The 23,063-nt window shown below is 72.3% G+C and carries 20 protein-coding genes; 10 read left to right on the top strand and 10 right to left on the bottom strand.

The genetic code is table 11. The features are described 5' to 3' along the window. A complete protein-coding gene (locus MYMAC_RS06070; RefSeq protein WP_013935645.1) occupies positions 1-414 on the top strand; it encodes a secondary thiamine-phosphate synthase enzyme YjbQ in 414 nt (137 codons plus the stop codon). 3 nt (positions 415-417) lie between these two features. Here MYMAC_RS06070 and MYMAC_RS06065 read toward each other — a convergent pair whose 3' ends face one another. Next, positions 418-2,052, bottom strand: a complete 1,635-nt coding sequence (locus MYMAC_RS06065; RefSeq protein ID WP_239989369.1) for a L,D-transpeptidase family protein — start codon at positions 2,050-2,052, stop codon at positions 418-420. 509 nt (positions 2,053-2,561) lie between these two features. Between MYMAC_RS06065 and MYMAC_RS06060 the strand changes: the two genes are divergently transcribed. From MYMAC_RS06060 to MYMAC_RS06050, 3 genes are read left to right on the top strand one after another with little or no spacing between them, the layout of a single operon-like run. After that, positions 2,562-4,148, top strand: a complete 1,587-nt coding sequence (locus MYMAC_RS06060) for an SDR family NAD(P)-dependent oxidoreductase (RefSeq protein WP_095957388.1) — start codon at positions 2,562-2,564, stop codon at positions 4,146-4,148. Positions 4,149-4,167: 19 nt separating this feature from the next. Next, positions 4,168-4,659, top strand: coding sequence for an SRPBCC family protein (locus MYMAC_RS06055; RefSeq protein WP_204817415.1), 492 nt, complete (start codon positions 4,168-4,170; stop codon positions 4,657-4,659). A gap of 6 nt (positions 4,660-4,665) precedes the next feature. Next, positions 4,666-4,992 (top strand): TerB family tellurite resistance protein, encoded by a 327-nt coding sequence (locus MYMAC_RS06050; RefSeq protein ID WP_013935649.1) that lies wholly within the window; start codon positions 4,666-4,668, stop codon positions 4,990-4,992. A gap of 15 nt (positions 4,993-5,007) precedes the next feature. On the opposite strand, the gene MYMAC_RS06045 is transcribed toward MYMAC_RS06050, so the two are convergent. The 3 genes from MYMAC_RS06045 to MYMAC_RS06035 are packed head-to-tail and all read right to left on the bottom strand — an operon-like array spanning position 5,008 to position 8,295. Further along, positions 5,008-6,354: a sigma-54-dependent transcriptional regulator gene (locus tag MYMAC_RS06045; protein WP_013935650.1), complete on the bottom strand. Its 1,347-nt coding sequence runs from the start codon at positions 6,352-6,354 to the stop codon at positions 5,008-5,010. Beyond that, entirely contained in the window at positions 6,351-7,781 is a 1,431-nt protein-coding gene (locus MYMAC_RS06040; RefSeq protein WP_095957387.1) for a sensor histidine kinase, read from the bottom strand. Before MYMAC_RS06040 ends, MYMAC_RS06045 begins: the two co-directional genes overlap by 4 nt. 46 nt (positions 7,782-7,827) lie before the next feature. After that, the gene (locus tag MYMAC_RS06035) at positions 7,828-8,295 is read right to left on the bottom strand and encodes a hypothetical protein (protein ID WP_095957386.1); all 468 of its coding nucleotides are present in this window, start codon (positions 8,293-8,295) and stop codon (positions 7,828-7,830) included. Positions 8,296-8,593: 298 nt separating this feature from the next. Between MYMAC_RS06035 and MYMAC_RS06030 the strand changes: the two genes are divergently transcribed. From MYMAC_RS06030 to MYMAC_RS06010, 5 genes are all read left to right on the top strand, one after another. Then, positions 8,594-8,824: a hypothetical protein gene (locus tag MYMAC_RS06030; protein ID WP_095957385.1), complete on the top strand. Its 231-nt coding sequence runs from the start codon at positions 8,594-8,596 to the stop codon at positions 8,822-8,824. 286 nt (positions 8,825-9,110) lie between these two features. After that, complete coding sequence (locus MYMAC_RS06025) at positions 9,111-9,704, top strand: GAF domain-containing protein (RefSeq protein ID WP_013935654.1); 594 nt, start codon at positions 9,111-9,113, stop codon at positions 9,702-9,704. A gap of 115 nt (positions 9,705-9,819) precedes the next feature. Next, a complete protein-coding gene (locus MYMAC_RS06020; RefSeq protein WP_013935655.1) occupies positions 9,820-11,649 on the top strand; it encodes a serine/threonine-protein kinase in 1,830 nt (609 codons plus the stop codon). Positions 11,650-11,734: 85 nt separating this feature from the next. Continuing rightward, entirely contained in the window at positions 11,735-15,514 is a 3,780-nt protein-coding gene (locus MYMAC_RS06015; RefSeq protein ID WP_095957384.1) for a tetratricopeptide repeat protein, read from the top strand. A gap of 117 nt (positions 15,515-15,631) precedes the next feature. Continuing rightward, positions 15,632-16,579 carry a YXWGXW repeat-containing protein gene (locus MYMAC_RS06010; RefSeq protein ID WP_095957383.1) on the top strand — a complete coding sequence of 316 codons (948 nt, stop codon included), beginning with the start codon at positions 15,632-15,634 and terminating at the stop codon, positions 16,577-16,579. A gap of 98 nt (positions 16,580-16,677) precedes the next feature. Here MYMAC_RS06010 and MYMAC_RS06005 read toward each other — a convergent pair whose 3' ends face one another. Next, positions 16,678-17,793 carry an isoaspartyl peptidase/L-asparaginase family protein gene (locus tag MYMAC_RS06005; RefSeq protein WP_095957382.1) on the bottom strand — a complete coding sequence of 372 codons (1,116 nt, stop codon included), beginning with the start codon at positions 17,791-17,793 and terminating at the stop codon, positions 16,678-16,680. Between the two features lie 190 nt (positions 17,794-17,983). On the opposite strand from MYMAC_RS06005, the gene MYMAC_RS06000 reads away from it, so the two are divergent. Continuing rightward, positions 17,984-18,655: a type 1 glutamine amidotransferase domain-containing protein gene (locus MYMAC_RS06000; protein ID WP_013935659.1), complete on the top strand. Its 672-nt coding sequence runs from the start codon at positions 17,984-17,986 to the stop codon at positions 18,653-18,655. A gap of 51 nt (positions 18,656-18,706) precedes the next feature. Here MYMAC_RS06000 and sufT read toward each other — a convergent pair whose 3' ends face one another. From sufT to sufC, 5 genes are read right to left on the bottom strand one after another with little or no spacing between them, the layout of a single operon-like run. Beyond that, positions 18,707-19,249, bottom strand: coding sequence for a putative Fe-S cluster assembly protein SufT (sufT, locus tag MYMAC_RS05995; RefSeq protein ID WP_043712335.1), 543 nt, complete (start codon positions 19,247-19,249; stop codon positions 18,707-18,709). 14 nt (positions 19,250-19,263) lie between these two features. After that, positions 19,264-19,719 carry a Fe-S cluster assembly sulfur transfer protein SufU gene (gene sufU, locus MYMAC_RS05990; protein ID WP_095957381.1) on the bottom strand — a complete coding sequence of 152 codons (456 nt, stop codon included), beginning with the start codon at positions 19,717-19,719 and terminating at the stop codon, positions 19,264-19,266. Beyond that, a complete protein-coding gene (locus MYMAC_RS05985) occupies positions 19,716-20,939 on the bottom strand; it encodes a cysteine desulfurase (RefSeq protein ID WP_095957380.1) in 1,224 nt (407 codons plus the stop codon). The genes sufU and MYMAC_RS05985 overlap by 4 nt, the downstream gene beginning before the upstream one ends. Beyond that, positions 20,936-22,276: a Fe-S cluster assembly protein SufD gene (gene sufD, locus MYMAC_RS05980; RefSeq protein ID WP_095957379.1), complete on the bottom strand. Its 1,341-nt coding sequence runs from the start codon at positions 22,274-22,276 to the stop codon at positions 20,936-20,938. The genes MYMAC_RS05985 and sufD overlap by 4 nt, the downstream gene beginning before the upstream one ends. Beyond that, the gene (gene sufC, locus MYMAC_RS05975; protein WP_095957378.1) at positions 22,273-23,061 is read right to left on the bottom strand and encodes a Fe-S cluster assembly ATPase SufC; all 789 of its coding nucleotides are present in this window, start codon (positions 23,059-23,061) and stop codon (positions 22,273-22,275) included. The genes sufD and sufC overlap by 4 nt, the downstream gene beginning before the upstream one ends. Positions 23,062-23,063: the final 2 nt, after the last annotated feature.

Genomic DNA, 23,063 nt, shown 5'->3' with positions numbered 1-23,063 from the left:
ATGTTCCACGCGAAGGAGCTCACGGTGGCCAGCCGGGGCCGCGGCTTCACCGACATCACCGCGGACGTCCAGCGGGCGGTGGCGGAGAGCGGCGCCCGGCAGGGGCTGTGCACCGTCTTCCTGCACCACACCAGCGCGTCCCTGCTCCTGTGTGAGAACGCGGACCCGGACGTGCGCGGGGACTTGGAGTCCTTCTTCTCGCGGCTGGTGAAGGACGGGGACCCGCTCTTCGTCCACGACGCGGAGGGGCCGGACGACATGCCCGCGCACGTGCGCACGGTGCTCACGCAGAACGCGCTGAACATCCCCGTGAAGGACGGCCGCGCGGACCTGGGGACGTGGCAGGGCGTCTACGTCTGGGAGCACCGGACCTCGCCGCACCGCCGCCGCGTCACCGTGTCCGTGGTGAGCTGAGCGCTACGGCGCCCCCACCCGCGTCGCGGCGACCGCCACCTTGCGCGCCTTGCCCGTGGGCCGCGCCTGGCCGCGGATGCGCACCCAGGAGCCCGGCGCGTCCTCCGTCGCGTGGACCATGGACCAGCCCACGGGCACCTGCGGCGCGGCCCACGCGTAGAGGGCGCGGGCGTCCTTGGGTGACAGGTTGACGCAGCCGTGGCTCATGGGCTGGCCGAAGCGGTCATGCCAGTAGGCCGTGTGCAGCGCGTAGTCGTCCTGGAAGAACATGGTCCAGGGCACCGTGGCCACGCGGTACGTCTCATTGCCCGCGGTGCCGCTGCCCGTCATGTCGGCCTCCGCGAACTTTATCCAGATGCGGAACAGGCCCTCCGGCGTGTCCGTGCCCTGCTTCCCCGAGGAGATGAGCGTCGCGTACACCGGCCGCTCGCCCTCGTAGGCCACCAGCACCTGCGCATCCAGGTCCACGTCCAGCCAGCGGGCCCCGGGCTCCACCTGCGGCGGCGCGTGGGAGAACCAGGCGACGTGCAGGTCGTCCCGCGCCACCCAGTGGTCCTCCGCGATGCTCACCCAGTGCCCGTCGTCAGACAGCGCCTTCACGGCCACCAGGGTGCGCGGCGGCAACACCGTCTCGCGCGCGGCCCGCGCGTCCGGGGCCGCCCGCACCTCCACGTGGGCGGTGGGCCGGGTGCGGGACTGGGCCCAGGCGAAGGTCGGCGGCAGCTCGGCGATGGCGTCCGCGTCCACGCCCTCGAAGGAGGAGGGCCGGTACTCACGCAGCACCCGCGCCTCCAGGTACTGGCCGTCGGTGGTGCGCCAGTACGTCTTGCGCCGGATGCGGACCTGCCCGCGGAGCTGCACCGACACGGAGCCCTTCAACAGCACGCCCCTTCGCCGGGCGCGGGCCAGCTTGAGGCTGGGATAGGCGCGCACGCGCTTGCCCACGACGCGGGCGTAGATGCCCGGCGTGAGCTCGCCTTCGCGGAGCTTCGGGAGCTCCCGCACGCGGGGCTCCCGGAAGTTGGGCTCCAGGTAGCGCTCGCACACCCAGCCGCGCGGCTCTATCTGCACCCAGGCCTCGCAGTCCGGTCCCCGTATCGCCGTGTCCCCCCGCCAACGCACGCGCATGTCCTGCGCCACGGTGCCCACCGGCGGCGCGTCCCGCCGAGGCTCCTGGCGGACGACGATGGAGCGCCGCACCCGCAGCGAGCCCGCGTCCGGCGCGAAGGGAATCGCATGGGGCGCCAGGTCCGTCCCCGCGTCCACGTCGACGCCCACCGGCTCCGCGCCGGGCTCCACGTCCTCGAGCACCAGCCCCATGTCCTCGAGCGGCTCGCCGTCTGGCCCCAGCACCAGCTCCTCGCCCGGGTGCAGTTCGTCTGGAATGACGGTGAGCTGCTCGGGGAGGGGGAGCGCCTCGGCGTCCGGCGCGGCCTCTTCCTCCTCGGGCTGGGCAAGGTCGTCCAGCGCGGGGTCGATGCTCAGTGCGGGCACCTCACCGCGCGCCACTGCCGCGTCCTCGGCCGTCGCGTCGTGAGGCGCGGGCAAGGGCGGTGGAGCCAGCGCCGCCTCCGCGGTGCCCGCCACGCCGCCGTCCGTCCCCGCCTCCGCCGCGGTGCGCTGCCAGGCCTCGAACAAGGCCGCGGAATGAGAGGCCCCAGGCAGTGGACCCGGGCTTGAAACAGCCAGGGGTGCACTCGATGGCTCACCGTGCCCATCCGCCGCGGACGGCACGGGCAGGCCCGCCAGGGAGGCGTCGGGCGAGGTGTCCTCCGGGCCGGGAGGCGGCGTGCAGGCGATTCCAGGCAGCAGCAGAGCGAGCGGAAGCCAACGGCGCATGGACCTGACACGGTACGGAGGAGCGAAGGCACACTCAACGTCGGCCACGGTGCGCTCGCCTGCGTGGGGCTCCGTGTGAGTGGGCAATTCGTGCCATCGCAGCGGCCCTTGTCACATGCAGCGGAACGGAAGGCCCGCACGCGGCGCGGGATGGCCCGCCGGAGACGGCCCCCCCGCGAGGTGTCCCGGCCCGGCAGCCCACCGCGTCCCTGGAGCCGGCGCCCGGGTGGCCGCCTCCCCACCCGCCGGGCCCCGTCCTCCCGCCCCTCTTTCCACCCGCCCCCTCTGGAAGATATGCAGCGGGGGAGATGAAGCTCGCCGAGACTGCTCCGAATCCTTCCCCCGAAGCGTTGCCCGCCGCCTCCCTGTCCCTGGACGAGGTCCGCCGCGTCACCCAGCTCCTGGAGGCCATCAGCGTGGACCGCTTCCTGTTGGCGGGGCTCCCCGAGGAGGACCGCATCGCGTTCCTGAGCGCCGCGGGCCGCGTGGTGCACCCGGACCGGGACACCAAGTCCCGGATGGCGAAGGCGCTGCGGCGGGACAAGAAGAAGACGAAGCGCGAGCACGATCGCGCCATCCGCAACACGACGGAGATTCGCACCCTGCGCCGCTCCCCCATCTTCACGGTGCCGGCGCTGCCCGCGCCGCCGCCCACGGAGGCCGGGCCGGAGCGCGTCCTGGAGCAGCCCCGCCGCTGCTACGTCTGCAAGGCCGAGTACCGCAAGCTGCACTTCTTCTACGACGCCATGTGCATCGAATGCGCGGACTTCAACTACGCCAAGCGCACCCAGCGCGCCGACCTGAGCGGGAAGGTCGCGCTCATCACCGGCGCCCGGGTGAAGATTGGCTTCCAGGCCTCGCTGATGCTGCTGCGCTCCGGCGCGCGCGTCATCGCCACCACGCGCTTCCCCAACGACGCCGCGAAGCGCTACCTCCTGGAGCCGGACTTCGCGGACTGGTCGCACCGGCTGCACATCCACGGCCTGGACCTGCGGCACGCGCCCAGCGTGGAGCTGTTCGCGAAGTACATCGAGCAGACGCACGACCGCCTGGACATCCTCATCAACAACGCCGCGCAGACGGTGCGCCGGCCCCCGGGCTTCTACGGCCACCTGCTGCCCGGTGAGCTGCGCCGCGCGGACGACCTGCCCGCCGCGGCGCGCGCGCTGCTCGCGGGCCATGACGCCTGTATCGCCACGGTGCAGCCCACCGCGGCCCTGGGCCCGGGCAGCACCGCGGGGGGCTCCGAGCTGGCCACCACGTGGCGCAGCAGCGACCCGGCGCTGGGCATCCACTCGTCCGCCGCGCTGTCCATGCTGCCCTACGCGCTGGAGCAGGAGGGCGACGTGCGCGCCCTCTTCCCCCAGGGCCGGCTGGACGCGGACATGCAGCAGGTGGACCTGCGCGAGGTGAACTCGTGGCGGCTGCGGCTCGCCGAGGTCCAGACGGCGGAGATGCTGGAGGTCCACCTCATCAACGCGGTGGCGCCCTTCATCCTCTGCGGGAAGCTCAAGCCGCTGATGCTCCGGGACCGCTCGTCCCCGGGCCACGTGGTGAACGTCTCCGCCATGGAGGGCAGCTTCTCGCGCGGGACGAAGACGGACAAACACCCGCACACCAACATGGCGAAGGCGGCGCTCAACATGATGACGCTGACCGCCGCGCCGGACTACGCCCGCGACAACATCTACATGAACGCGGTGGACACCGGCTGGGTCACCGACGAGGACCCGGCGCAGCACGCCGAGCGCAAGGTGCAGGAGCTGGACTTCCAGCCGCCGCTGGACATCGTCGACGGGGCCGCGCGGGTGGTGGACCCCGTCATGGCGATGGAGAACAGCGGCGACTACGTCTGGGGCAACTTCTTCAAGGACTACCGTCACACCGCGTGGTGACACGCGGACCGGGGGCGTCATGGCAACCCGCAGGCTCCGCTTCGAGTCGTACGTCGAGGTCACCCCCGCCGAAGCCTGGGCGTGGGTGACGTCGATGAAGGGCATCTCCACGGAGATGCACCCGTACCTGCGGATGACGGCGCCCCCGGGCGTGACGGGAATCGCGGACCTGGCCTTCGAGCCAGGCATGCCCCTGTTCCGCGGCAGGCTGCTGCTGGGCGGCGTACTCCCGGTGGGATGGACCGATTTGACGCTGCGCGAGCTGGAGCCGGGGCGCCGCTTCGTCGAGGAGTCCCCCATGAGCGCGATGCGTCAATGGCGGCACGAGCGCCGCATCGTCGAGGCGCACGCGGGCGTGGACATCATCGACCAGCTCGACTTCGAGCCCCGCTTCGGCGGCTGGCTGACGGAGGCGTTCGTCCGGCGCCTCTTCGAGCACCGCCACTCGGTGCTCCGCCGCGCCCTCACGCCGTCATTAGGTGGACGGGCGTCGCGGGAAAAGCCAGCCTAGCGGGACATGAGCCCCGAAGAACAATTCCACGTCGAAGTCCTCAAGCTGCTGCTCCAGGTCGCCACGGTCGACGGCCGCGTCGCGCACTCCGAGATTGAGCACATCCTGGACACCGCGCGCGGCATGAGCGTGCCCCTGCCGGAGCTGGCTGCGCTGACGCGCTGTCTCCAGAACAACGCGCCGCTGCCCCCGCCGAACATGGGCATCCTGCGCACCAACCCCGCCGCCGTCGTCCGGGAGGCGAAGGCGCTCATCGCCAGCGACGGCAGCGTGCACGCGGCGGAAATCGAGCTGCTGCGGCAGATTCGGGAGCTGCTCGGCATCGTGAGCTGAGGCCCGACGCGCCGGCTACGACTCGCCCTCCGGCGCGGCCTCCAGCAGCTTGTAGAGCGTCTTGCGGTCCACGTCGAGCAGCCGGGCCGCCTCGCTCTTGTTGCCGCCCACGTGCTGGAGCACCTGCGCGGCGTAACGCCGGGACAGCTCGGCCAGGCTCGGCATGTCGCCGGCCAGGCCCGCCATCTTCGTGGTGGACGCGTCCCCAATGGGCTCCGGGAAGTCCTGGGGCCCCAGGACGCCCGTCACGTTGAGCGCCAGCGCCCGCGCCACCACGTTCTCCAACTGCCGCACGTTGCCCGGCCAGTCATAGGCCGCCAGGCGCGCGTTGGCCTCCGGCGTCACCACCGGCCGCACGCCGCCGCGGGCATGGCGCCCGGCGAAGTGCTCCACCAGCGCGGGGATGTCCTCGCTGCGCTCGCGCAGCGGCGGCAGGTGCAGGTGCACCACGTCCAGGCGGTACAGCAGGTCCTCGCGGAAGAGGCCCTCCGCCACCCGCGCCTTGAGGTCCTTGTTCGTCGCCGCCACCACGCGCACGTCCACCTTGACGGGGATGCTCTCGCCCACCCGGCGGATTTCGCCCTCCTGGAGCACGCGCAAGAGCTGCGACTGCACCTTCATGCCGACGTCGCCAATCTCGTCCAGGAAGAGCGTGCCGCCGCTGGCCTCCTCGAAGACGCCCCGCCGCGTCCCGGACGCGCCGGTGAAGCTGCCCTTGGCGTGGCCGAACAGCTCGCTCTCCATCAGCGATTCCGTAATCGCGCCGCAGTCCACGGGGATGAAGGGCCCGTTCATGCGCGGCGAGCGCTTGTGCAGCGCGCGCGCCACCATCTCCTTGCCCGTGCCCGTCTCGCCCGTAATCAGCACCGGCACGTTGCTGGCCGCCGCGCGGGCCACCTGCTTGTACACCTCCAGCAGCGCCGGGCTGCGCCCCACCAGCATCAGCGAGCCGCGCTCCACCTGCTGGCGCAGCGAGCGGTTCTCCTCCACCAGCCGCTTCTGCTCCAGCGCGCGGCGCGCCACGCGGAGAATCGCGTCCACGTCGAAGGGCTTGGCCAGGTAGTCGAAGGCGCCCTGCTGGATGCTGTCCAGCGCGCCCTCGATGTTGCCGAAGGCCGTCACCACCACCACCGGCGTGTCCGGGAGCTGCGCCTTCACCTCGTGGAGCACCTTCAGGCCGTCGCCCGGCTCCGGCATGGCCATGTCCGTGAGGACCAGGTCGAAGGCGCCCTCCGCGATGCGCTCGGTGGCGCGGCGCGGGTCCGGGGCCTGCGTCACCGCGCCCAGCGGGCCCAGCAGGCGCTGGAGCAAATCACGGGCCTGCGGGTCATCATCCACGACGAGGATGCGGGCTGAGCTCATGTGCCGACCTTGCGCATTCCGGCGGCGGCAGGCGTTGTCTGGGCGCCGCCGGTGCCCGCCGCCGGGCGCACCACGCGGGGGAAACGCACCACCACGTGCGTTCCCTTTCCTTCCTCCGAGCGCACCACCAGCGTGCCGCCGTGCGCCTCCACCACGCGCTTGGTGGTGACCAGCCCCAGCCCGTGGCCCGGCAGGTTGCGCACCTCGGGCGCGCGGAAGAAGGGCTGGAACAACGAGGCCTGGGCGCCCGGCGCCATGCCGATGCCGTTGTCCACCACCTCCAACACCGCCAGGTTGCCTTCGGTGGCCACGCGCACCTTCACGCGCGCTTCGGGCCGGCCCGCCGAATACTTCACCGCGTTGGTGAGCAGGTTGCGCGCGCTCACCTGCAACAACTGTCCGGGGCAGTCCACCGCCACGCCGGGCGCCAGCTCGCGCTCCAGCGCCACGCCCTGCGCCGCCGCCGTCTGCGCCACCTCCAGCAGCACCGTGGTGACGGCCGTGTCCAGCTCACCCACCGTGCGCTCCCCGCGCGTGCCTGCGCGGCAGAAGCGCAGCAGCGCCTCGATGAGCTCGCCCATGCGCACCGCGCTGGACTCACACTGCGCCAGCATCTCCAGCGCGCCCGCGTCGTTCACCGCGCCGGTGCGGCGGATGAGCGTCAGGTAGCCCTTGAGCGGCGCCAGCGGGGAGATGAGGTCGTGCGCCACGCGCCGCGTGAAGGCGTCCAGCTCCTGGTTGTGGCGCCCCAGCTCCTCCAACTGGCCCTGGATGATGGCCTCCTGCCGCTTGAGCAGCGAGGTGACGCGCCAGCCCACCAGCGACGACAGCAGGATGGCCAGCAGCGTGGCGCCCGCGCCCAGGGCCGTGTTGCGCACGCGCAGGTCCTCGAAGCGGTTCACCAGCCGGCGGGCCTCGGCCGCGTTCTCCTCCTCCAGCGCGCCGCCCAGCGCGTCCAGCTCCGCCGCCAGCGGGCGGATGCGCTCGGCCAGGTGGCGCCGGGCCCGCTCCGCCTCGCGGCGCTGGGAGAAGACGGCCGCCGCGCGCACCTGGTCCGCCAGCCCCTGGCACGCGGCGTTGAAGCGGTACCACAGCGCCTTCTCGCCCTGCGGGAGGTTGCGCGTGTACGACTCCGACGAGGCGCGGATGTCGGCGAGAATCTGCTCCATCACCGCGTCCGCGGCGCGGCGCTCGGCGTCGCCGGTGGCGCGGATGTGGGCCTCAATGGCGGACTCCAGCGACAGCGCGTCCACGCGGATGCGGCCAATGGAGCCGGCGCGCTCCAGCGCCTCCTGGACCAGGACATCCACCTGCCGTCCGGTGCGGACCTCCGTCCACAAGGTGAAGGCGGTGACGGCCGACAGGAGGACCACCACGAAGAAGAAGCCGGTCCGGTAGCCGCGAATGGAGATGCGGGAGCTCGCCACGCCGTTCCTCTATCACGAGGCCTGGCGCCGCGCGTCCGGTGGGACGTCAGGGCGACGTGGGGGCGACGTTCCCGGCCGCCGGGGGGACAGCCGGCTGCGGCGGATTGTTCAGCCGCCGGCGTGCACGCTCCAGCGCGGACTCGTACCAGACGTCCGACAGCTCCTCGTGCATCTCCTTGAGCTCCTTCAGCTCGTTGACCTCGCGCTCCAGGGCGAGGAGCTGCGTGTTGTGCTCCTCCAGCGCGTGCCGGTCCGCCTCGGTGCGCACCAGCTCCTCCAGCAGCGCCGCGCGCGCCTGCTCCGCCTCCGCGCGCTCCAACCGCAGCCGCTCCAGCGCGGACTCGAGCTGGGCCAGGCGCAGCGCGAACGCCTCTGAACGCTCACGCTCCGCCTCGTACTCGCGACGCCACCGGTCCGCCTCGAGCACCTGGGCCTCCAGCCGCTCGAGCGGGACTCCCGTCGCGCAACCCGCTCCCAGGACGGCCAACGCTGTCGCGAAACAGAGGAACCGCATGAACCATCTCTCCCACACCATGACCGCGCGACATGCGCGGCGAAGGCGCCGGGCCGACACCGTGCAACCGGATGACGCGTGCAGCTTGCTCAAGTGCTCCGTCATCGTCAAAGCAGCAACTGCTTGTCTGGGGAGCTTGCCCCCATTGTCGGAGCTCCAACTGCGGAGTTTCTCCCCACGGACATCCGTGTGCGCCGCCTGCCCTCCCTCTGACAGCGGCCCTGGCACGCCGCCTGCTCAAGCCCCTGCTCGCTGGGACGGCGCAATCTCGCGCCGTCGCTCGACACCGGAGCTTTTCATGAAGACCGTGTTCGCCGCCGCCTTCCTCGCCGCCGCCACCGCGTTCGCCAACACGCCGGCGCCCGCCGCCGAAGCCAGGCCCGCCGCCGTCGAAGCGGCCCCCGAGGCCGCCGAGGCGCCCGCCGCCGAAGAGGCGAAGGCCGAGGCCGCCCCCGAGGCCAAGCCCGCGAAGAAGGCCAAGAAGCCCGCGAAGAAGGCCGCCAAGACCACCGCCACCGGCGCCCAGTAAACAGGACTTCCGGCTTTTAAAGTCGTGCACGGGGGGACCTCTTCCAAGGGAGGTACCCCCGTTGTCTTTGTGGGTCCATTAAAACCCGCTTCGCCTCGATTTCTGAGACGCTCTCTCGAATTCACTTTCGAGGTCCGAGAAAACCCATCCGGGTCATGACTTTCACGGCGCCGTCAATCCGTCCAGTGAACATGAGATTTGACAGAAACAGAAGAATCCCGCTTAATACGACTTCAGTGAATCACTGACTGTCCCAGACAGGGACGGAACTCGAACGAGCGCGCCAATGATCGAAGCCTTCACGAAGGTGTCGGAAGCCTCGAAGCTGCTGCTGGAGAAGGGCCTGTGCCCGAGCACCGGCGTGGAGACGCTGCGCATGGTGGGCCACGCGCTGGGCGTGGACCGCGCGTACATCCTGGAGAACCGCGTCCAGGGCACCTACGGCCGGTTCATCACGGACATGCGCCACGCCTGGGCGGAGGCGCCCACGCCGTCGCCGCTGGCCAACCCGGTGATGCGGGCCTTCTCCTTCCGCGAGTTCGCGCCGGGCTGGGTGGACATGCTGGAGGCGGGAATGGTGGTGGCGTGCCCCACCCGGGACGCGCCTCCGATGATGAAGGACCTGCTGGAGCGCCAGGGGACGCAGTCCATCCTGCTGTGCCCCATCAACCCCTCCCGGCAGCAGTGGTGGGGCATGGTGGCCTTCGAGGACTGCCACCGGCCCCGCGCCTGGAAGCCGGAGGAGGTGACGCTGCTCAAGTCCCTGGCCCGCGCGGTGGCGGCGTCCGTCCGACATGGGCAGATGCGCTCCTCCCTGGACCAGGTCCGCAACAGCCTGCGCCAGGCGGTGAGCAGCCGCACCCCGGTCTCCGGGCTCTGAGCCCCTGGCGGGTGGCACGGCTGACGGCTTGCCGGGGGGCAAGGCCGACCCGTGCACGAGCGGACCTTTCCAGCGCCGGGTTTCTGCTACCCTGGCCGCCCCTTCGCTCACCGCCATGTCCTCAATCGACCCCACCGCGATCAGCCGTCCGCGCTCTCCGGACATCATCAGCGGCTACCACATCGACAAACTCGTCGGCAGCGGAGGCATGGGCGAGGTCCACAAGGCCACCCAGCTCTCCCTGGGCCGCACGGTGGCGGTGAAGCTCCTCAACCCCGAGTTGGCGAAGGACCCCTCCTTCATCGCGCGCTTCCAGAAGGAAGCCGCGGCGCTCGCGGCCCTGAGCCATCCCCACATCGTCTCCATCGTCGACAAGGGGAAGACGGACACCACGTACTACCTGGTGATGGAGTTCGTGGACGGCCCGTCGCTGCGGGAGCTGATTCGCGAGCCGCAGCTCGACGTCATGGGCGCGCTGCGGCGCATGCTGCAGATCTGCCGCGCCATCGAGTACGCGCACGGCCGCGGCGTCATCCACCGCGACCTGAAGCCGGAGAACATCCTGCTGGACCAGCAGGCCGGCGGCATCGCCAAGGTGTCGGACTTCGGGCTGGCGTCCTTCCTGGATGATGCCAGCCCGTCCTCGCGCTACGCGCTCACGTCCACGCACGTGTCCATGGGCACGCTGTCGTACATGGCGCCCGAGCAGCGCGTGGACGCGAAGAGCGCGGACGCGCGCGCGGACATCTTCTCGCTGGGCGTCATCCTCTACGAGTGGCTCACCGGCGAGGTGCCGCTGGGCACCTTCGACCCGCCGTCGCGGCGCAAGCCGGGCCTGGACCCGCGGCTGGACGCCATCGTCACGCGCTGCCTCAAGCCGGACCCGGAGGACCGCTACCCGTCCGTCACCACGCTCATCGCGGACCTGGAGCTGCTCGTCCCGGGCAGCCTGCCGTCGCTGGCGCCGGTGAAGCTGACGCACATCCAGCGGCTGCGGCAGGGCGTGCGCAAGGTGGTGCGCGTGGCGCTGCAGGCCGCGGCCGTCCTCCTGGTGCTGGCGGCGCTGGCCGTGCTGGGCCGGGAGTGGCTGCGCAGCGGGGAGAAGCCCGTGGCGCCGCAGCCCGGCGCCGCCCTGAACGCGGACCTGGGCCCGCCCTCGCCCCGCTCCATGCCGGGCCGCCTGGAGACGGGCTCGGAGAAGCGCACGGTGTCCGTGGGTGACGGGCCGGACGCGCCGTCGCTCCTGGTCGCCGGGCGCCCGGTGGAGGCGGAGGACAAGGCCATCATCTTCCCGCCCGTGGAGGAGCGCTCGCAGTCGCGCGTGGGCCGCGCCCGCCTGGACGTGGTGGGGCTGGACGGGGACATCGCGGTGCTCAAGGCCCTCGTGCGCGCGGACCCGCCGCCGGACACCTGGAAGCGCCGCGCCTACGTCATGCTCTACGGGCCGGCGCTGCAGGCCCCCGCCGCCGCGCTGCTGCTGCAGGGCAGCACGGGCCGCTACGTGGCCCTCATCCATGACGGCGCGGGCGCGCCGCTGCGGCTCGAGTGGGCCCTGGGCGAGCGCCGCGGCACCATGCTGGGCCTGGCGTCGCCGGAGGGAGAGGCCGCGCTGGAGCTGCGGGTGGACGCGGACGGCGTCATGCAGGGCTACGTCGGCAAGGGCAAGGACCAGCGGGCCATTGGCGAGCCCCTCAACCTGGGCCCGGGCTGGATGGAGCACTTCGGCGACGCGCCGGTGCCCGCCTTCGGCTGCATCGAGGGCACCTGCCGCGCGGAGGGGCTCGTCTACACCGTGCGGCGCGCGCCGCCCGAGCCGGAGCCGGCGGCGAAGGCCGTGGTCGCCGCGGTGCCGGCCAAGGCGGTGCCCGCCAGGCGGCCGCCTCCGCCGCCCCCGAAGCGGCAGCCCGCCAAGGGCTCCTCGAAGGGCCCCACCCGGCGGCGGTAGAGCGTCCGGCAACACGCGTCCCGGACGTTCCAGCGCAGGGGAATATGGCCAGGGCCCTGGGATTGCACTATCCCTGGCCCCTCCTATGCGCACCATTCGAATCGGCTTCGCCGCGCTCGCACTCGTCACGGCCCTCGCGGGCTGCCACCGCTCCACGTCCACGGCGACACCGCGCGTCCTCGAAACCGCCGCGGAGCAGGCGCAGCAGGGCACCCCGCAGGCCCGCACGCTCGCGTTCGCGGGCTTCCACGCGCTGCTCGTCGCGGGAGACGCCACGCTGGCGCAGCAGCGCTTCGATGACGCCCTCGCCCGTGACGCGGGAGACGTCTACGCGCTGGCCGGCCAGTCGTTGATGGCGCGGCGCGCGGGCCGCCCCGACCGCGCCCTGGCCGCGTCCCTGGAGCTGGCGGCGCGCGCGCCCACGCACCCGCTGGCGGCCGTGGCGGCGCGCCACGTCCTGGATTCGGTGGGCACGTCACGGGCGCTGGACGACGACATCCTCCGCGGCGTGGAGCGCGCGCTGGCGGCGGGCGCGACGGGCGAGGCCGCCTACCTGCTGCGCGGCGCGCGGATGTCGGTGGCCGTGGTGCGCGGCGACGCGGAGGCCCGCGACGCGGCGATGCACCAGTTGGGCGGCGTGAGCGAGTCCTCGCTGGTGGGGCCCTTCTCCCCCTTCCACGTGCTGTCCTGGGATGAGCGCACGCCCGTGAGCCAGGAGGGTTCGCTGGCGGGCCCCTTCACCAGCGCCTTCGGCCCCCTGCCGGTGCGCACGGTGCACGCCCCCGACGGACGCATGGACCTGACGGGCGAGCCCGGCCAGGGTGACCTCTACGTTCAGGCCTTCGACGCGGACGTGACGGAGCCGGGCCTCTACGTCGCGCGCACCGTCAGCGGCACCTCGCACCAGGTGCTGATGGACGGGGCTCCGCTGCTGGAGCGCCGCGCCTGGGAGCGCGCCACCTCCACCGTCACCACGCGCGCCGTGCAGCTCCCCGCGGGCAAGCACCGCTTCGTCGTGCGTCAGCTCAAGGGGGGCACCTCCGGCCTGCTCACCTTCGCCCTGCTGCGCGTGGACGGGCGGCCGTCCGGCGTGCGCTTCAGCGCGGCCACCGGGCCGGCGCCGAGGCCCTGGGGCGGCAAGGCCGAGCTCTCCGACGAGACGCCCGGCGTGTTCGCCACCACGGAGAGCGTGAAGCTGGCCCTGCACGAGGAGGCCGGCGAGCTGCTGGCCGTGGTGCTGGCGGTGCGGGACGGCCTGCAGCGGGACTCGGACGGCGCGCGGCGGCTGATGGCCACGGTGGACGCCAACACCCCGGCCCTGCTGTGGCTGCGGGCGGAGGTCGCCGCCGCGGACCGCACCGTGCCCTCCAAGGTGGCGCGCGGCCGGGCCACGCGTGATTTGGAGTCCGTGCTGGCCAAGGACCCGGACAACGTGGCGGCGATGCTGCTGCGCGCGGACCTCTTCCTCGACGAGGGCCAGCCCGCCCCCGCCATGGAGCTGCTGAAGACGGCGTCCGAGGTGGCGCGGCCCGCTGGCCACCCGGTGTTCATGCTGCGCGCCCGCGCCGCGCTGGCGCTGGAGGTGGAGGCCCTGGCGGAGGAGTCGCTCGCCGCGGCGCTGGAGGCGCAGCCCGGCCTGTGCGAGGCGCTGACGCTCCAGTACAGCCTGGCCCGCCGCCGTGACGCGGCGGAGCGCAGCGACACGCTGGTGGCGTCCCTGGCGGGCTGCCCGGGGACGGTGATGCGTCAGGCCGAGCACGCGCGCGCCCGCGGCGACGTGGAGACGGCGACGAAGCTGTACGCCGAGATGCAGGCCCGCGACCCCAGCAGCATCAGCCTGGGCACCACGCTGGCCAACCTCTACGTGTCCAAGCGCCGCTTCGACGACGCCACCGCGGTACTCCAGAAGCTGGCCACCGTGTGGCCGCGCAACGCGGAGCTGGTGAAGCGCATGGCGGACGTGCGCGAGTACGCGGGCCAGCCGGCCGAGGCGCTCGAGCTGCGCGAGCGGGCGCTGGCCCTGGCCGGAGATGACCTGACGCTGCGCCGCGCGGTGGAGCGCGCGAAGACGGGCCAGGAGCTGCTGCAGGCGCACGCGGTGGACGGCCGCGAGGCCATCCGCGCCTACGAGGCGGAGCCCGTCAGCGGCGGCAGCGCGGCGGCCTTCGTGCTGGACGCGGCGGCGGTGCGCGTCTACCCCGACGGCAGCATCGTCAACCGCATCCACACGGTGCAGAAGGCGCTGGAGCAGTCCGGCGTGCAGGAGATCGCCGAGGTGAACGTGCCGCGCGGCGCGCAGGTGCTGGCGCTGCGCACCATCAAGGCGGACGGCCGGGTGCTGGAGCCGGAGAACATCGAGGGCAAGGACACGGTGAGCCTGCCCGGCGTGGCCGTGGGGGACTACGTGGAGGTGGAGTACCTGCTGGCGGAGCCCCCGCGCGGCCCCGCGCAGCCGGGCTTCACCGCGTCCGCCTTCTACTTCCAGATTGCCAACCAGCCCAACGCCTGGGTGACGTACACGGTGGTGGCGCCCAGGGGCGTGGGCATGAAGGTGGACGCCCACGGGATGAAGGTGCCGGAGCCCAAGGTGGACGGCGACGTGGAGGTGTTCCACTTCGAGACGCGCCGCGTGCCGCCGTTCATCCCCGAGCCGGACGCGCCGCCCTCCGCCAACGAGTACCTGCCCTTCGTCATCGTGGGCGCGGGTGACACGGGCAATGAGAACCTGGTGAAGCTCTACGGCGACGCCTTCCAGGACCGGTGGATCCGCACCGCGGAGGTGGACGCCTTCGCGCGCAAGGCGGCGGAGGGCAAGTCGGGCCTGGACGCGGTGAAGGCGCTGCACGCCGCGGTGATGCAGCGCTTCTCTGGCCGGGACGCGAGCCTGAGCCAGACGGCGGCCTCCACGGTGGCCCAGGACCGGGGCAGCCGGCTGACGGTGATGAAGGCCGGCCTGGACGCGCTGGGCATCCCCTCGCGCGTGGTGGCGGTGCGGACCTTCAACACGGACCCGGCGCCCTACACCTTCCCCCAGGACGCGCTGCTGCCCTACGCGGCGCTGCGCGTGGAGCTGCCCGGCGAGGAGCCCGTCTGGGTGGACACCTCCGTGCGCTACGGCCCCTTCGGCGAGCTGCCGGAGCTGGCCATGGGCGGGCGGGAGGCGTGGCTGCTGCCCGAGCCCGGCCGCCCGCTGCAGAAGGTGCAGACGCCGCCCATGAAGGAGGTCCCCGGCAAGGAGGTCAAGCTGGCGCTCAAGCTCTCCGAGGACGGCACGCTCAGCGGCCAGGGCGAGGAGACGTACTCCGGCTTCGAGGCGGCGCAGATCGCCGAGGCCTTCAACCAGCTCTCGGCGGAGAGCCGCAACCAGGCGCTGCAGGGCGCGGTGGCGCGGTACTTCGGGGGCGCCTCGCTGTCGAGCGTGAAGCTGGAGCACCAGGAGCAGGTGGGCGCGCCCTTCGTGCTGCGCTACGAGTTCACCGTGCCGCGCTTCGGGCGGCTCGAGGGAGGCCAGCGGATGGCGCTGGGGCCCTTCACCTTCCCCGCGCAGCTCGGCCGGCGCTTCGTGCAGCTCAGCACGCGCCGCACGCCGCTCTACATCGACACCACCGAGGCCAGCCGCACCCAGGTGACGCTCACCATGCCCAAGGGCTGGAAACTCGCCGACCCGCAGGCCTCGCTCCAGGCGGAGAACGCCTTCGGCCGCTTCACCCGGACGGAGAAGCAGGACGGCGCGACGCTCAGCGTCACCGAGTCGCTGCGCCTGCCGCGCAACCGCGTCCAGCCCAACCAGTACGAGCTGTTCTCCGGCTTCACCGGAGACGTGGACCTCATCCAGACGCGGGAGCTGGTGCTGGTGAAGCCCTAGCGGGAGGGGTGAATAAAGCCGGAGGGCACCGCGTCTTTCTTCCACACCGGCCCCGCACGACGGACTTCCAGGGGGGCCGGTGGCAGAATCTGTCTGGTAACCCACGGAGATGACGCGATGACTCCTCGATGGTGGGCTTGTCTGGTGACCTTGCTTGCGGCGCCCATGGTTCACGCGCAGACCGCGCCGGTCCCCGCGTCAGAGCCGGGATATTCCGAGTACGCCTACGACGACACGGAGTTCCAGGACGAGGACACGGCGCCCGTGGCGCCCTACGCCCCGCCCCAGCTCCCCACCGAGAACCCCTCGGCCCGGCCCTTCGCGGGCGCCGTCTGGGCGTCTGGCCACTGGTACTGGGACGGCAACGAGTGGCGCTTCAACGCCGGCACCTGGCTGGCGCCCATGGACGGCTACCGGTTCATCAACGGCTACTGGGAGCCGGACGGCCGGATGTGGCGATGGGTGTCCGGAGGCTGGGCCCGGCATGACTCCGCGATGGTGGAGATTCCCATCGCCGTGACGAGCGAGGAGCTGTCCACGCAGCAGGCGCCGCCGCCGCTCCGCGTCGAGCACGCCCCGCCGCCGCCGGCGCCCTCCTATGTCTGGACGCCCGGCTACTGGTACTGGGCTGGCGCCAACTACGTGTGGGTGGATGGCATGTGGGCCGCGCCGCCGCGTCCCGGGCTCGTCTACGTGTCGTCGCGCTGGGTGCGCCGCGGGCCGTCCTGGTACTTCTCCGCCGGCGGCTGGGCGACCCGGGGCTCGGTGCGAATCACCGTGCCCGTCTACCGCCACGCGCACGTCACCGTGGCGCGCCGTCACCCGCACTACTTCATGCACTCCTGGCGGCGGTACCCGGCGGTGCGCCACCACGTCTACCACTACGGCAGCGGCTACCGTCGCGGCCCCAGCCCGGTGCGCCACCACTACCGTGGCAACGACAACCGCTGGGGGGGCCGGGGCAACTACCACCGCGCCTCGCCCGGCAGGCACGGCGGACGGCACGGCGCCTCGCCCGGCGGGCACCGCCGCGGTGACGGTGGACGCCGCGGTGGCCGGGACTGACGTCTCAGGACGCGCTCAGGGTGGCGGCCCCACCCCGAGCGCGCCCACCTCCGCCATCAACGCCGCCCCGTTGGTGATGCCGCGCGGCGGAGACCTTGCTACTTCACGGCCGCGTCCGCCGCGTCCCGGAAGATGGCCACGACGGGCTCGCCGTCCTCGCCAATGGTGCCGCGGTACATGCCCGCGGAGTTGAAGGGCATGGCCACGTTGCCCTCGCGGTCCATGGCGATGATGCCACCCTCGCCGCCCACCTTCACCAGCACGTCGTTGATGACGGCGTCGGCGGCCTGCCGCAGCGGCACGCCCAGGTACTCCACGCGGGCGCAGATGTCGTGCGCCACGGCGTAGCGGATGAAGAACTCGCCATGGCCGGTGGCGGACACGGCGCAGCGCGCGTCCGCATAGGTGCCCGCGCCGATGATGGGCGAGTCCCCCACGCGGCCATGGCGCTTGTTCGTCATGCCGCCCGTGGACGTGGCCGCGGCGAGCGCGCCCGTCTTGTCCAGGGCCACCGCGCCCACGGTGCCGAACTTGTGGTCCCCGCTCACCGGGTCATACCCCGCGGGAATCGAGGAGGACGGCTGCTGCCGCGCGCGCTCCTTCTCCAGCGCGCGCTGGAGGCCCTGCCAGCGGTCCTCCGTGTAGAAGTACTTCGGGTCCACCAGCTCCACGCCCTGCGACTTCGCGAAGGCCTCGGCGCCCTCCCCCACCATCATCACGTGCGGCGACTGCTCCATGACGAGCCGCGCCAGCGAGATGGGGCTCTTCACGTGCCGCACGCCCGCCACGGCGCCCGCCTGGCGCGTCTTGCCGTCCATGATGGCGGCGTCCAGCTCGTTGACGCCGTCGTGCGTGAAGACGGCGCCCTTGCCGGCGTTGAAGTACGGCGAGTCCTCCAGGATGCGGACCGCGGCGCTCACCGCGTCCAGCGCGGAGCCGCCGCTGGCCAGCACCGCGTGCCCCGCCTGGAGGGACTGCGTCAGCGCGGCGCGGACCTCGGCCTCGCGCTCCGGGGAGAGGTTCTCCCGGGAGATGACACCCGCGCCGCCGTGGATGACCAGCCCCCACTTCGGGGCGGGGGCGGGCGCGTCGGGAGGGGTCGGCTGCCCGCTGTCGGTGCGAGCAACCCCGGAACTGGCGCAGCCCATGGGAGAGAGCAGCATCACGGCACCCACGACGAGAGCACGGCGGAGGGGAACGGGAGCGACGGACATGAAGTGGACCTCCAGACGGCCCTGTCGCTAGCACGCCCTCCAGGGAGGCACAACGCGGGGCCCTGGGAGTGTGCACTCGCGGAGGGTGACGGCCAGGGCTCCCCTGCCCGCCTCCCCGGACCTGCGCTCGCCACCCGGGAATGCACAGTGTCGAGGCGACAAACCGTTCAGACACAGCGAGGTGCGCGCGATGAAGAAGCTGAGAGGGTTGCGGGTGGCCGTGCTCGCGGCGGATGGCTTCGAGCAGGTGGAGCTGACGGCGCCGGTGAAGAAGCTGGAGCGCCAGGGCGCGGAGGTGACGATTGTCTCACCGCACAAGGGCCGCATCCGCGGGATGAACCTGCTCGTCCCGGGCAAGAAGGTGAGCGTGGACGCGTCCCTGCGCGAGGTGAAGGCGGCGGACTTCGACGCGGTCTTCATCCCGGGAGGCTTCGTGAACCCGGACCTCCTGCGGCAAAGCGCGCTCGCGCTGGACTTCGTCCGGGACGCGGACGCGCTGGACCTGCCCATGGCCGTCATCTGTCACGGGCCGTGGGTCCTGATTTCGGCGGGCCTCGTGGAGGGGCGGGCGGTGGCCTCGTGGCCGGGCATCCGCGACGACGTGCGCAACGCGGGCGGCCGGTGGGTGGACGAGCCGGTGATGCGAGATGGCAACTGGGTGTCCAGCCCTGGCCCGCGTCAGATGTTCGCCTTCATCAAGGGCATGGTGGAGCTCTTCGCGGAGAAGATGCCGGAGGTCTCCGCGCGAGCGCCGTTGGTCCCCGTGCGCCACGAAGCGCCCGCCCTGTGGCCCAGGCTGCTCGCGGGGACGCTGGCCACCGCGGCGCTCGGACTGGGCGCGCGGCGGCTGGCCCTGCGCTGAGACGTCGCGGGCCCTTGGCGACGCCTCGCGCCGAGGGCCCGTGCACCGTGGCTACATCCACCCGAGCTGGAGCCGCGCCACGTCCGACATGCGCTCCTGCCCCCAAGGCGGGTCCCACACCAGCTCCACGCGCGTCTCCGCCACGCCGGGCACCGAGCCCACCTTGGTGCGCACGTCCTCCACCAGCACCGGCCCCATGCCGCAGCCGGGCGCGGTGAGCGTCATCTGGATGTCCACCCGCTGCCCGCCCTCCGGCAGCGGCTCCGCCTTGCACGCGTACACCAGGCCCAGCTCGACGATGTTCACCGGAATCTCCGGGTCGTACACCGTGCGGAGCTGCTCCCAGACCTGCTCCTCGTTGAACTCGCTGGGGTCGCCCGCGGGCTTCTCCTTGGGCGCGTACTCCTCGCCCAGCGCGCCGCCGTCCTTCTCGTCGACGCGGAAGAGCTGGCCGTAGGGGTCCTGCACCGTGATGTTGCCGCCGAGCGTCTGCGTCACCCGCAGCTCGGAGCCCGCGGGCAACACCACCCGGTCTCCGCTGGGGATGATTGTCGCTGACACGTCGCGCTCCAGCACCGCCATCATTCCTCGCATGTGGCCCTCCACCCCTACTCCGTGGACACGGCCTCGCCGCGTCCCTCCAATGCCGCGCGCAGCGTGTGCCACGCCAGGCTGGCGCACTTCACCCGCGCGGGGAACTCGCTGACGCCGGACAACACCGCCAGCTTGCCCAGCGCGTCCACGTCCACCGACTCCGGACCTTCCGTCACCAGCTTGTGGACCTGCTCGAAGAGCGCCTCCGCCTCCGACCGCGTCCGGTCCTTCACCGCCCCCGTCATCAACGACGCGGACGCCTTGGAGATGGCGCAGCCCTGGCCCTGGAAGCCCACGTCCTTGATGACGCCGTCCTCCACCTTCAGCGTCACCACCAACTGGTCACCGCACAGCGGGTTGTGCCCCGCGGCCTCCGCGGTGGCGCCGTCCACCACGCGGTAGTTGCGCGGCCGCTTGGAGTGCTCCAGCACGACCTCTTGATAGAGGTCCCTCAAGTCATCCGAGCTCACTGGAACACCTCCAGGACCTTGTGCAGGCCGCGGACGAGCGCGTCCACGTCCTCGCGCGTGTTGTAGAGCGCCAGCGACGCCCGCGACGTGGCCGGCACCTTGAAGTGCTGCATCACCGGCTGCGCGCAGTGGTGGCCGGTGCGGATGCAGATGCCCTCGCGGTCCAGGATGGTGCCCACGTCGTGCGGGTGGACATCCGCCAGCATGAAGGACAGCACGCCCGTCTTCTCGCGCGCGGTGCCCACCAGGCGCAGCCCCGGCACCGACTCCAGCGCCTGCGTGGCGTAGGCCAGCAGCTCCCGGTCGTGCGCGGCGACGTTCGCCATCCCCAGCGCTTCCAGGTAGCGGATGGCCGCCGCCAGCCCCACCGCGCCCTCCAGGTTGGGCGTGCCCGCCTCGAAGCGGTACGGCACCCGGTTGTACGTCACCTTCTCCATCGTCACGGAGAGGATCATGTCGCCGCCGCCCTGGTACGGCGGCATCGCCTCCAGCAGCTCCTTGCGGCCGTACAACACGCCGATGCCCGTGGGCCCGAACATCTTGTGCCCGCTGAAGGCGTAGAAGTCGCAGCCCAGGTCCTGCACGTCCACGGGGAAGTGCGTCACCGCTTGCGCGCCGTCCACCAGCACGGGGATGCCCTTCGCGTGGGCCCGCCGGGTGAGCTCCTTCACCGGCACCACGGTGCCCAGCGCGTTGGACACGTGCGTCACCGCGAGGATGCGCGTGCGCTCCGTCAGCAGCGCGTCCACCGCGTCCAGCACCAGCTCGCCCCGGTCATCCACGGGGATGACCTTGAGCACCGCGCCCGTCTGCTCGCACAGCATCCGCCAGGGGACGATGTTGGCGTGGTGCTCCATCTGGGTGATGAGCACCTCGTCCCCGGCGCCGATGTGCTTGCGCCCGTACGTCTGCGCCACCAGGTTGATGGCCTCGGTGGTGCCTCGCACGAAGACGATTTCCTTCACGTCCCCCGCGTTGATGAAGCGGCGCACCGTCTCGCGCGCGCCCTCGTAGGCCTCCGTGGCGCGCTCGGAGAGCACGTGCACGCCGCGGTGCACGTTGGCGTTGTCGTGCTGGTAGAAGCGCACCAGCGCGTCGATGACGGCCCGCGGCTTCTGCGCCGTGGCGGCGCTGTCCAGGTACACCAGCGGCCGGCCCCGCACCTCCTGGTGGAGGATGGGGAAGTCCTCGCGGACCTTCTTCACGTCGAAGCCGCTCATGCCTTCACCTCGCGCTGTGCCGCGCCCGGCAGCTTCAGGGCCAGGAGCGCTTCGATGTTCGCGCGCACGGGGCCCACGGGCACCGCCTCCACCACCTCGCGGGCGAAGGCGTAGGTGAGCAGCCGCTCCGCCTCCGCCTGGGGCACGCCGCGCGAGCGCAGGTAGAACAGCGCCTGCGCGTCCAGCCGCCCCACCGCCGCGCCGTGCGCGCACTTCACGTCATCCGCGAAGATTTCAAGCTGCGGCCGCGCGTCCGCCTGCGCCGACTCCGACAGCAGCAGGTTGCGGTTCTGCTGCCGCGAGTCCGTGCGCTGCGCGTCCGGCCGCACCCGGATGAGCCCGTGGAAGGTGCCGCGTGACTGGCCATCCAGCACGCCCTTGTACAGCTCGCGGCTGGTGCAGCGCGGCACCGCGTGGTCCAGCGCCGTGCGGTTGTCCAGGTGCTGCGCGCCCTGCCCCACGTAGAGGCCGTTCAGCGTCGCGTCGCCGCCCTCGCCCGCGAAGGCCGCGTGGACCTCGTTGCGCGCCATGGCCCCGCCGAAGGCGAAGGCGTGCGACGCGAAGCGGCTGTCCCGCCCCTGCCGCGCGTGCAGGGCGCCCAGGTGCAGCGCCGCGTCCGCCTCCACCTGGAGCTTGTAGTGGTGGAGGCTGGCGTTGTCGCCCAGCGTCACCTCCGTCACCGCGTTGGTGAACGTCGCCGCCGAGCCCGCGGGGCCCGCGCTGGCATAGGTCTCCACCAGCGTCGCCTCGCTGCTCTCCCCCGCCACCACCAGAATGCGCGGGCTGGCCAGCACCGGCCCATCGCCGCGCGTGAGGAACAGCAACTGCACGGGCACCTCGCTCAGCGCGCCCGGCGCCAGGCGCAGCAGCGCGCCCTCCTCCAGCAGCGCCGCGTTGAGCGCGGTGAAGGCGTGCTCGTTCGACAAGGCGCGCTGTCCCAGCAGCGACTCCAGCAGCTCGCCGTCCTCGCGCACCGCGTCCCGCAGCGGCTTCAGCGTCAGCCCGCGCGGCAGGCCCGCCACGGACGACAGCTCCGGCGCCAGCCGCCCGTCCACGAACACCAGCCGGGGGCCCGGCAGGCCCAGCCGCTCCACCACTGAGGACAGGTGGGCGGCGTCCCGGGCGTCGCGCGCCGCTGGAATGAACGTTCCGTCCGCGATGGCGCCCAGCCGGGAGTACTTCCAGGCCTCGTCACGCGTCGTGGGCAGCCCCTGCCGCTCGAAGTGGGCCAGGGCGTCGGCGCGCAGGCGCTTGAGCCACCGCGGCGCGGACGCCTGCTCGGGCGCCGCCTGGAAGCGCGTGGCCACGTCCAGGTAGTGCGCCAGGGCCGCCGTCATCGCCGGGCCTCCGCCGCCGGGGCCTTGGCCTTGCCACCGTCCAGCCCCAGCCAGCCGTAGCCCTTCTCCTCCAGCTCCAGCGCCAGCTCGCGCCCGCCGGAGCGGACGATGCGGCCCGCCGCCATGACGTGGACCTTGTCCGGGACGATGGAGTCCAGCAGCCGCTGGTAGTGCGTAATCAGCACCATGCCGCGCTCGGGCGAGCGCAGCGCGTTGACGCCGCCCGCCACCGTGCGCAGCGCGTCGATGTCCAGGCCGGAGTCCGTCTCGTCGAGGATGGCCAGGCGCGGCTCCAGCACCGCCATCTGGAAGATTTCGTTGCGCTTCTTCTCGCCGCCGGAGAAGCCCTCGTTCACCGAGCGGTTCATGAAGGCCGCGTCGAGCTGCACCAGCTTCGACTTCTCCTTGGCGAGCTGGAGGAAGTCCATGGCGTCCAGCTCCTCCAGCCCCTTGGCGCGGCGCTGCGCGTTGAGCGCGGTGCGCAGGAAGTGGATGTTGCCCACGCCCGGAATCTCCACCGGGTACTGGAAGGCGAGGAACACGCCGGCGGCGGCGCGGTCCTCCGGCGACAGCTCCAGCAGCGGCTTGCCGTCGAAGCGCACCTCGCCCTGCGTCACCTCGTAGCCGTCACGGCCCGCCAGCACGCTGGCCAGCGTGCTCTTCCCGGAGCCGTTGGGCCCCATGATGGCGTGGACCTCACCGGGGGCGACCTCCAGGTCGATGCCCTTGAGGATGTCCTTGCCCGCCACGCGGGCGTGCAGGTTGCGAACAGTCAATAGCGCCATGC

The sequence above is a fragment of the Corallococcus macrosporus DSM 14697 genome (genome assembly GCF_002305895.1).
Classification (GTDB): domain Bacteria; phylum Myxococcota; class Myxococcia; order Myxococcales; family Myxococcaceae; genus Myxococcus; species Myxococcus macrosporus.
This window is presented reverse-complemented; position numbering and strand designations above follow the sequence as displayed.

What these genes read in the sequence shown, in the direction of transcription:
- MYMAC_RS06070 (WP_013935645.1), top strand. Translation starts at nt 1, where the DNA reads ATGTTCCACGCGAAGGAGCTCACGGTGGCCAGCCGGGGCCGCGGCTTC.
- MYMAC_RS06060 (WP_095957388.1), top strand. Translation starts at nt 2,562, where the DNA reads ATGAAGCTCGCCGAGACTGCTCCGAATCCTTCCCCCGAAGCGTTGCCC.
- MYMAC_RS06055 (WP_204817415.1), top strand. Translation starts at nt 4,168, where the DNA reads ATGGCAACCCGCAGGCTCCGCTTCGAGTCGTACGTCGAGGTCACCCCC.
- MYMAC_RS06050 (WP_013935649.1), top strand. Translation starts at nt 4,666, where the DNA reads ATGAGCCCCGAAGAACAATTCCACGTCGAAGTCCTCAAGCTGCTGCTC.
- MYMAC_RS06045 (WP_013935650.1), bottom strand. Translation starts at nt 6,354, where the DNA reads ATGAGCTCAGCCCGCATCCTCGTCGTGGATGATGACCCGCAGGCCCGT.
- MYMAC_RS06035 (WP_095957386.1), bottom strand. Translation starts at nt 8,295, where the DNA reads ATGCGGTTCCTCTGTTTCGCGACAGCGTTGGCCGTCCTGGGAGCGGGT.
- MYMAC_RS06030 (WP_095957385.1), top strand. Translation starts at nt 8,594, where the DNA reads ATGAAGACCGTGTTCGCCGCCGCCTTCCTCGCCGCCGCCACCGCGTTC.
- MYMAC_RS06025 (WP_013935654.1), top strand. Translation starts at nt 9,111, where the DNA reads ATGATCGAAGCCTTCACGAAGGTGTCGGAAGCCTCGAAGCTGCTGCTG.
- MYMAC_RS06020 (WP_013935655.1), top strand. Translation starts at nt 9,820, where the DNA reads ATGTCCTCAATCGACCCCACCGCGATCAGCCGTCCGCGCTCTCCGGAC.
- MYMAC_RS06015 (WP_095957384.1), top strand. Translation starts at nt 11,735, where the DNA reads ATGCGCACCATTCGAATCGGCTTCGCCGCGCTCGCACTCGTCACGGCC.
- MYMAC_RS06010 (WP_095957383.1), top strand. Translation starts at nt 15,632, where the DNA reads ATGACTCCTCGATGGTGGGCTTGTCTGGTGACCTTGCTTGCGGCGCCC.
- MYMAC_RS06005 (WP_095957382.1), bottom strand. Translation starts at nt 17,793, where the DNA reads ATGTCCGTCGCTCCCGTTCCCCTCCGCCGTGCTCTCGTCGTGGGTGCC.
- MYMAC_RS06000 (WP_013935659.1), top strand. Translation starts at nt 17,984, where the DNA reads ATGAAGAAGCTGAGAGGGTTGCGGGTGGCCGTGCTCGCGGCGGATGGC.
- sufT (WP_043712335.1), bottom strand. Translation starts at nt 19,249, where the DNA reads ATGCGAGGAATGATGGCGGTGCTGGAGCGCGACGTGTCAGCGACAATC.
- MYMAC_RS05985 (WP_095957380.1), bottom strand. Translation starts at nt 20,939, where the DNA reads ATGAGCGGCTTCGACGTGAAGAAGGTCCGCGAGGACTTCCCCATCCTC.
- sufD (WP_095957379.1), bottom strand. Translation starts at nt 22,276, where the DNA reads ATGACGGCGGCCCTGGCGCACTACCTGGACGTGGCCACGCGCTTCCAG.
- sufC (WP_095957378.1), bottom strand. Translation starts at nt 23,061, where the DNA reads ATGGCGCTATTGACTGTTCGCAACCTGCACGCCCGCGTGGCGGGCAAG.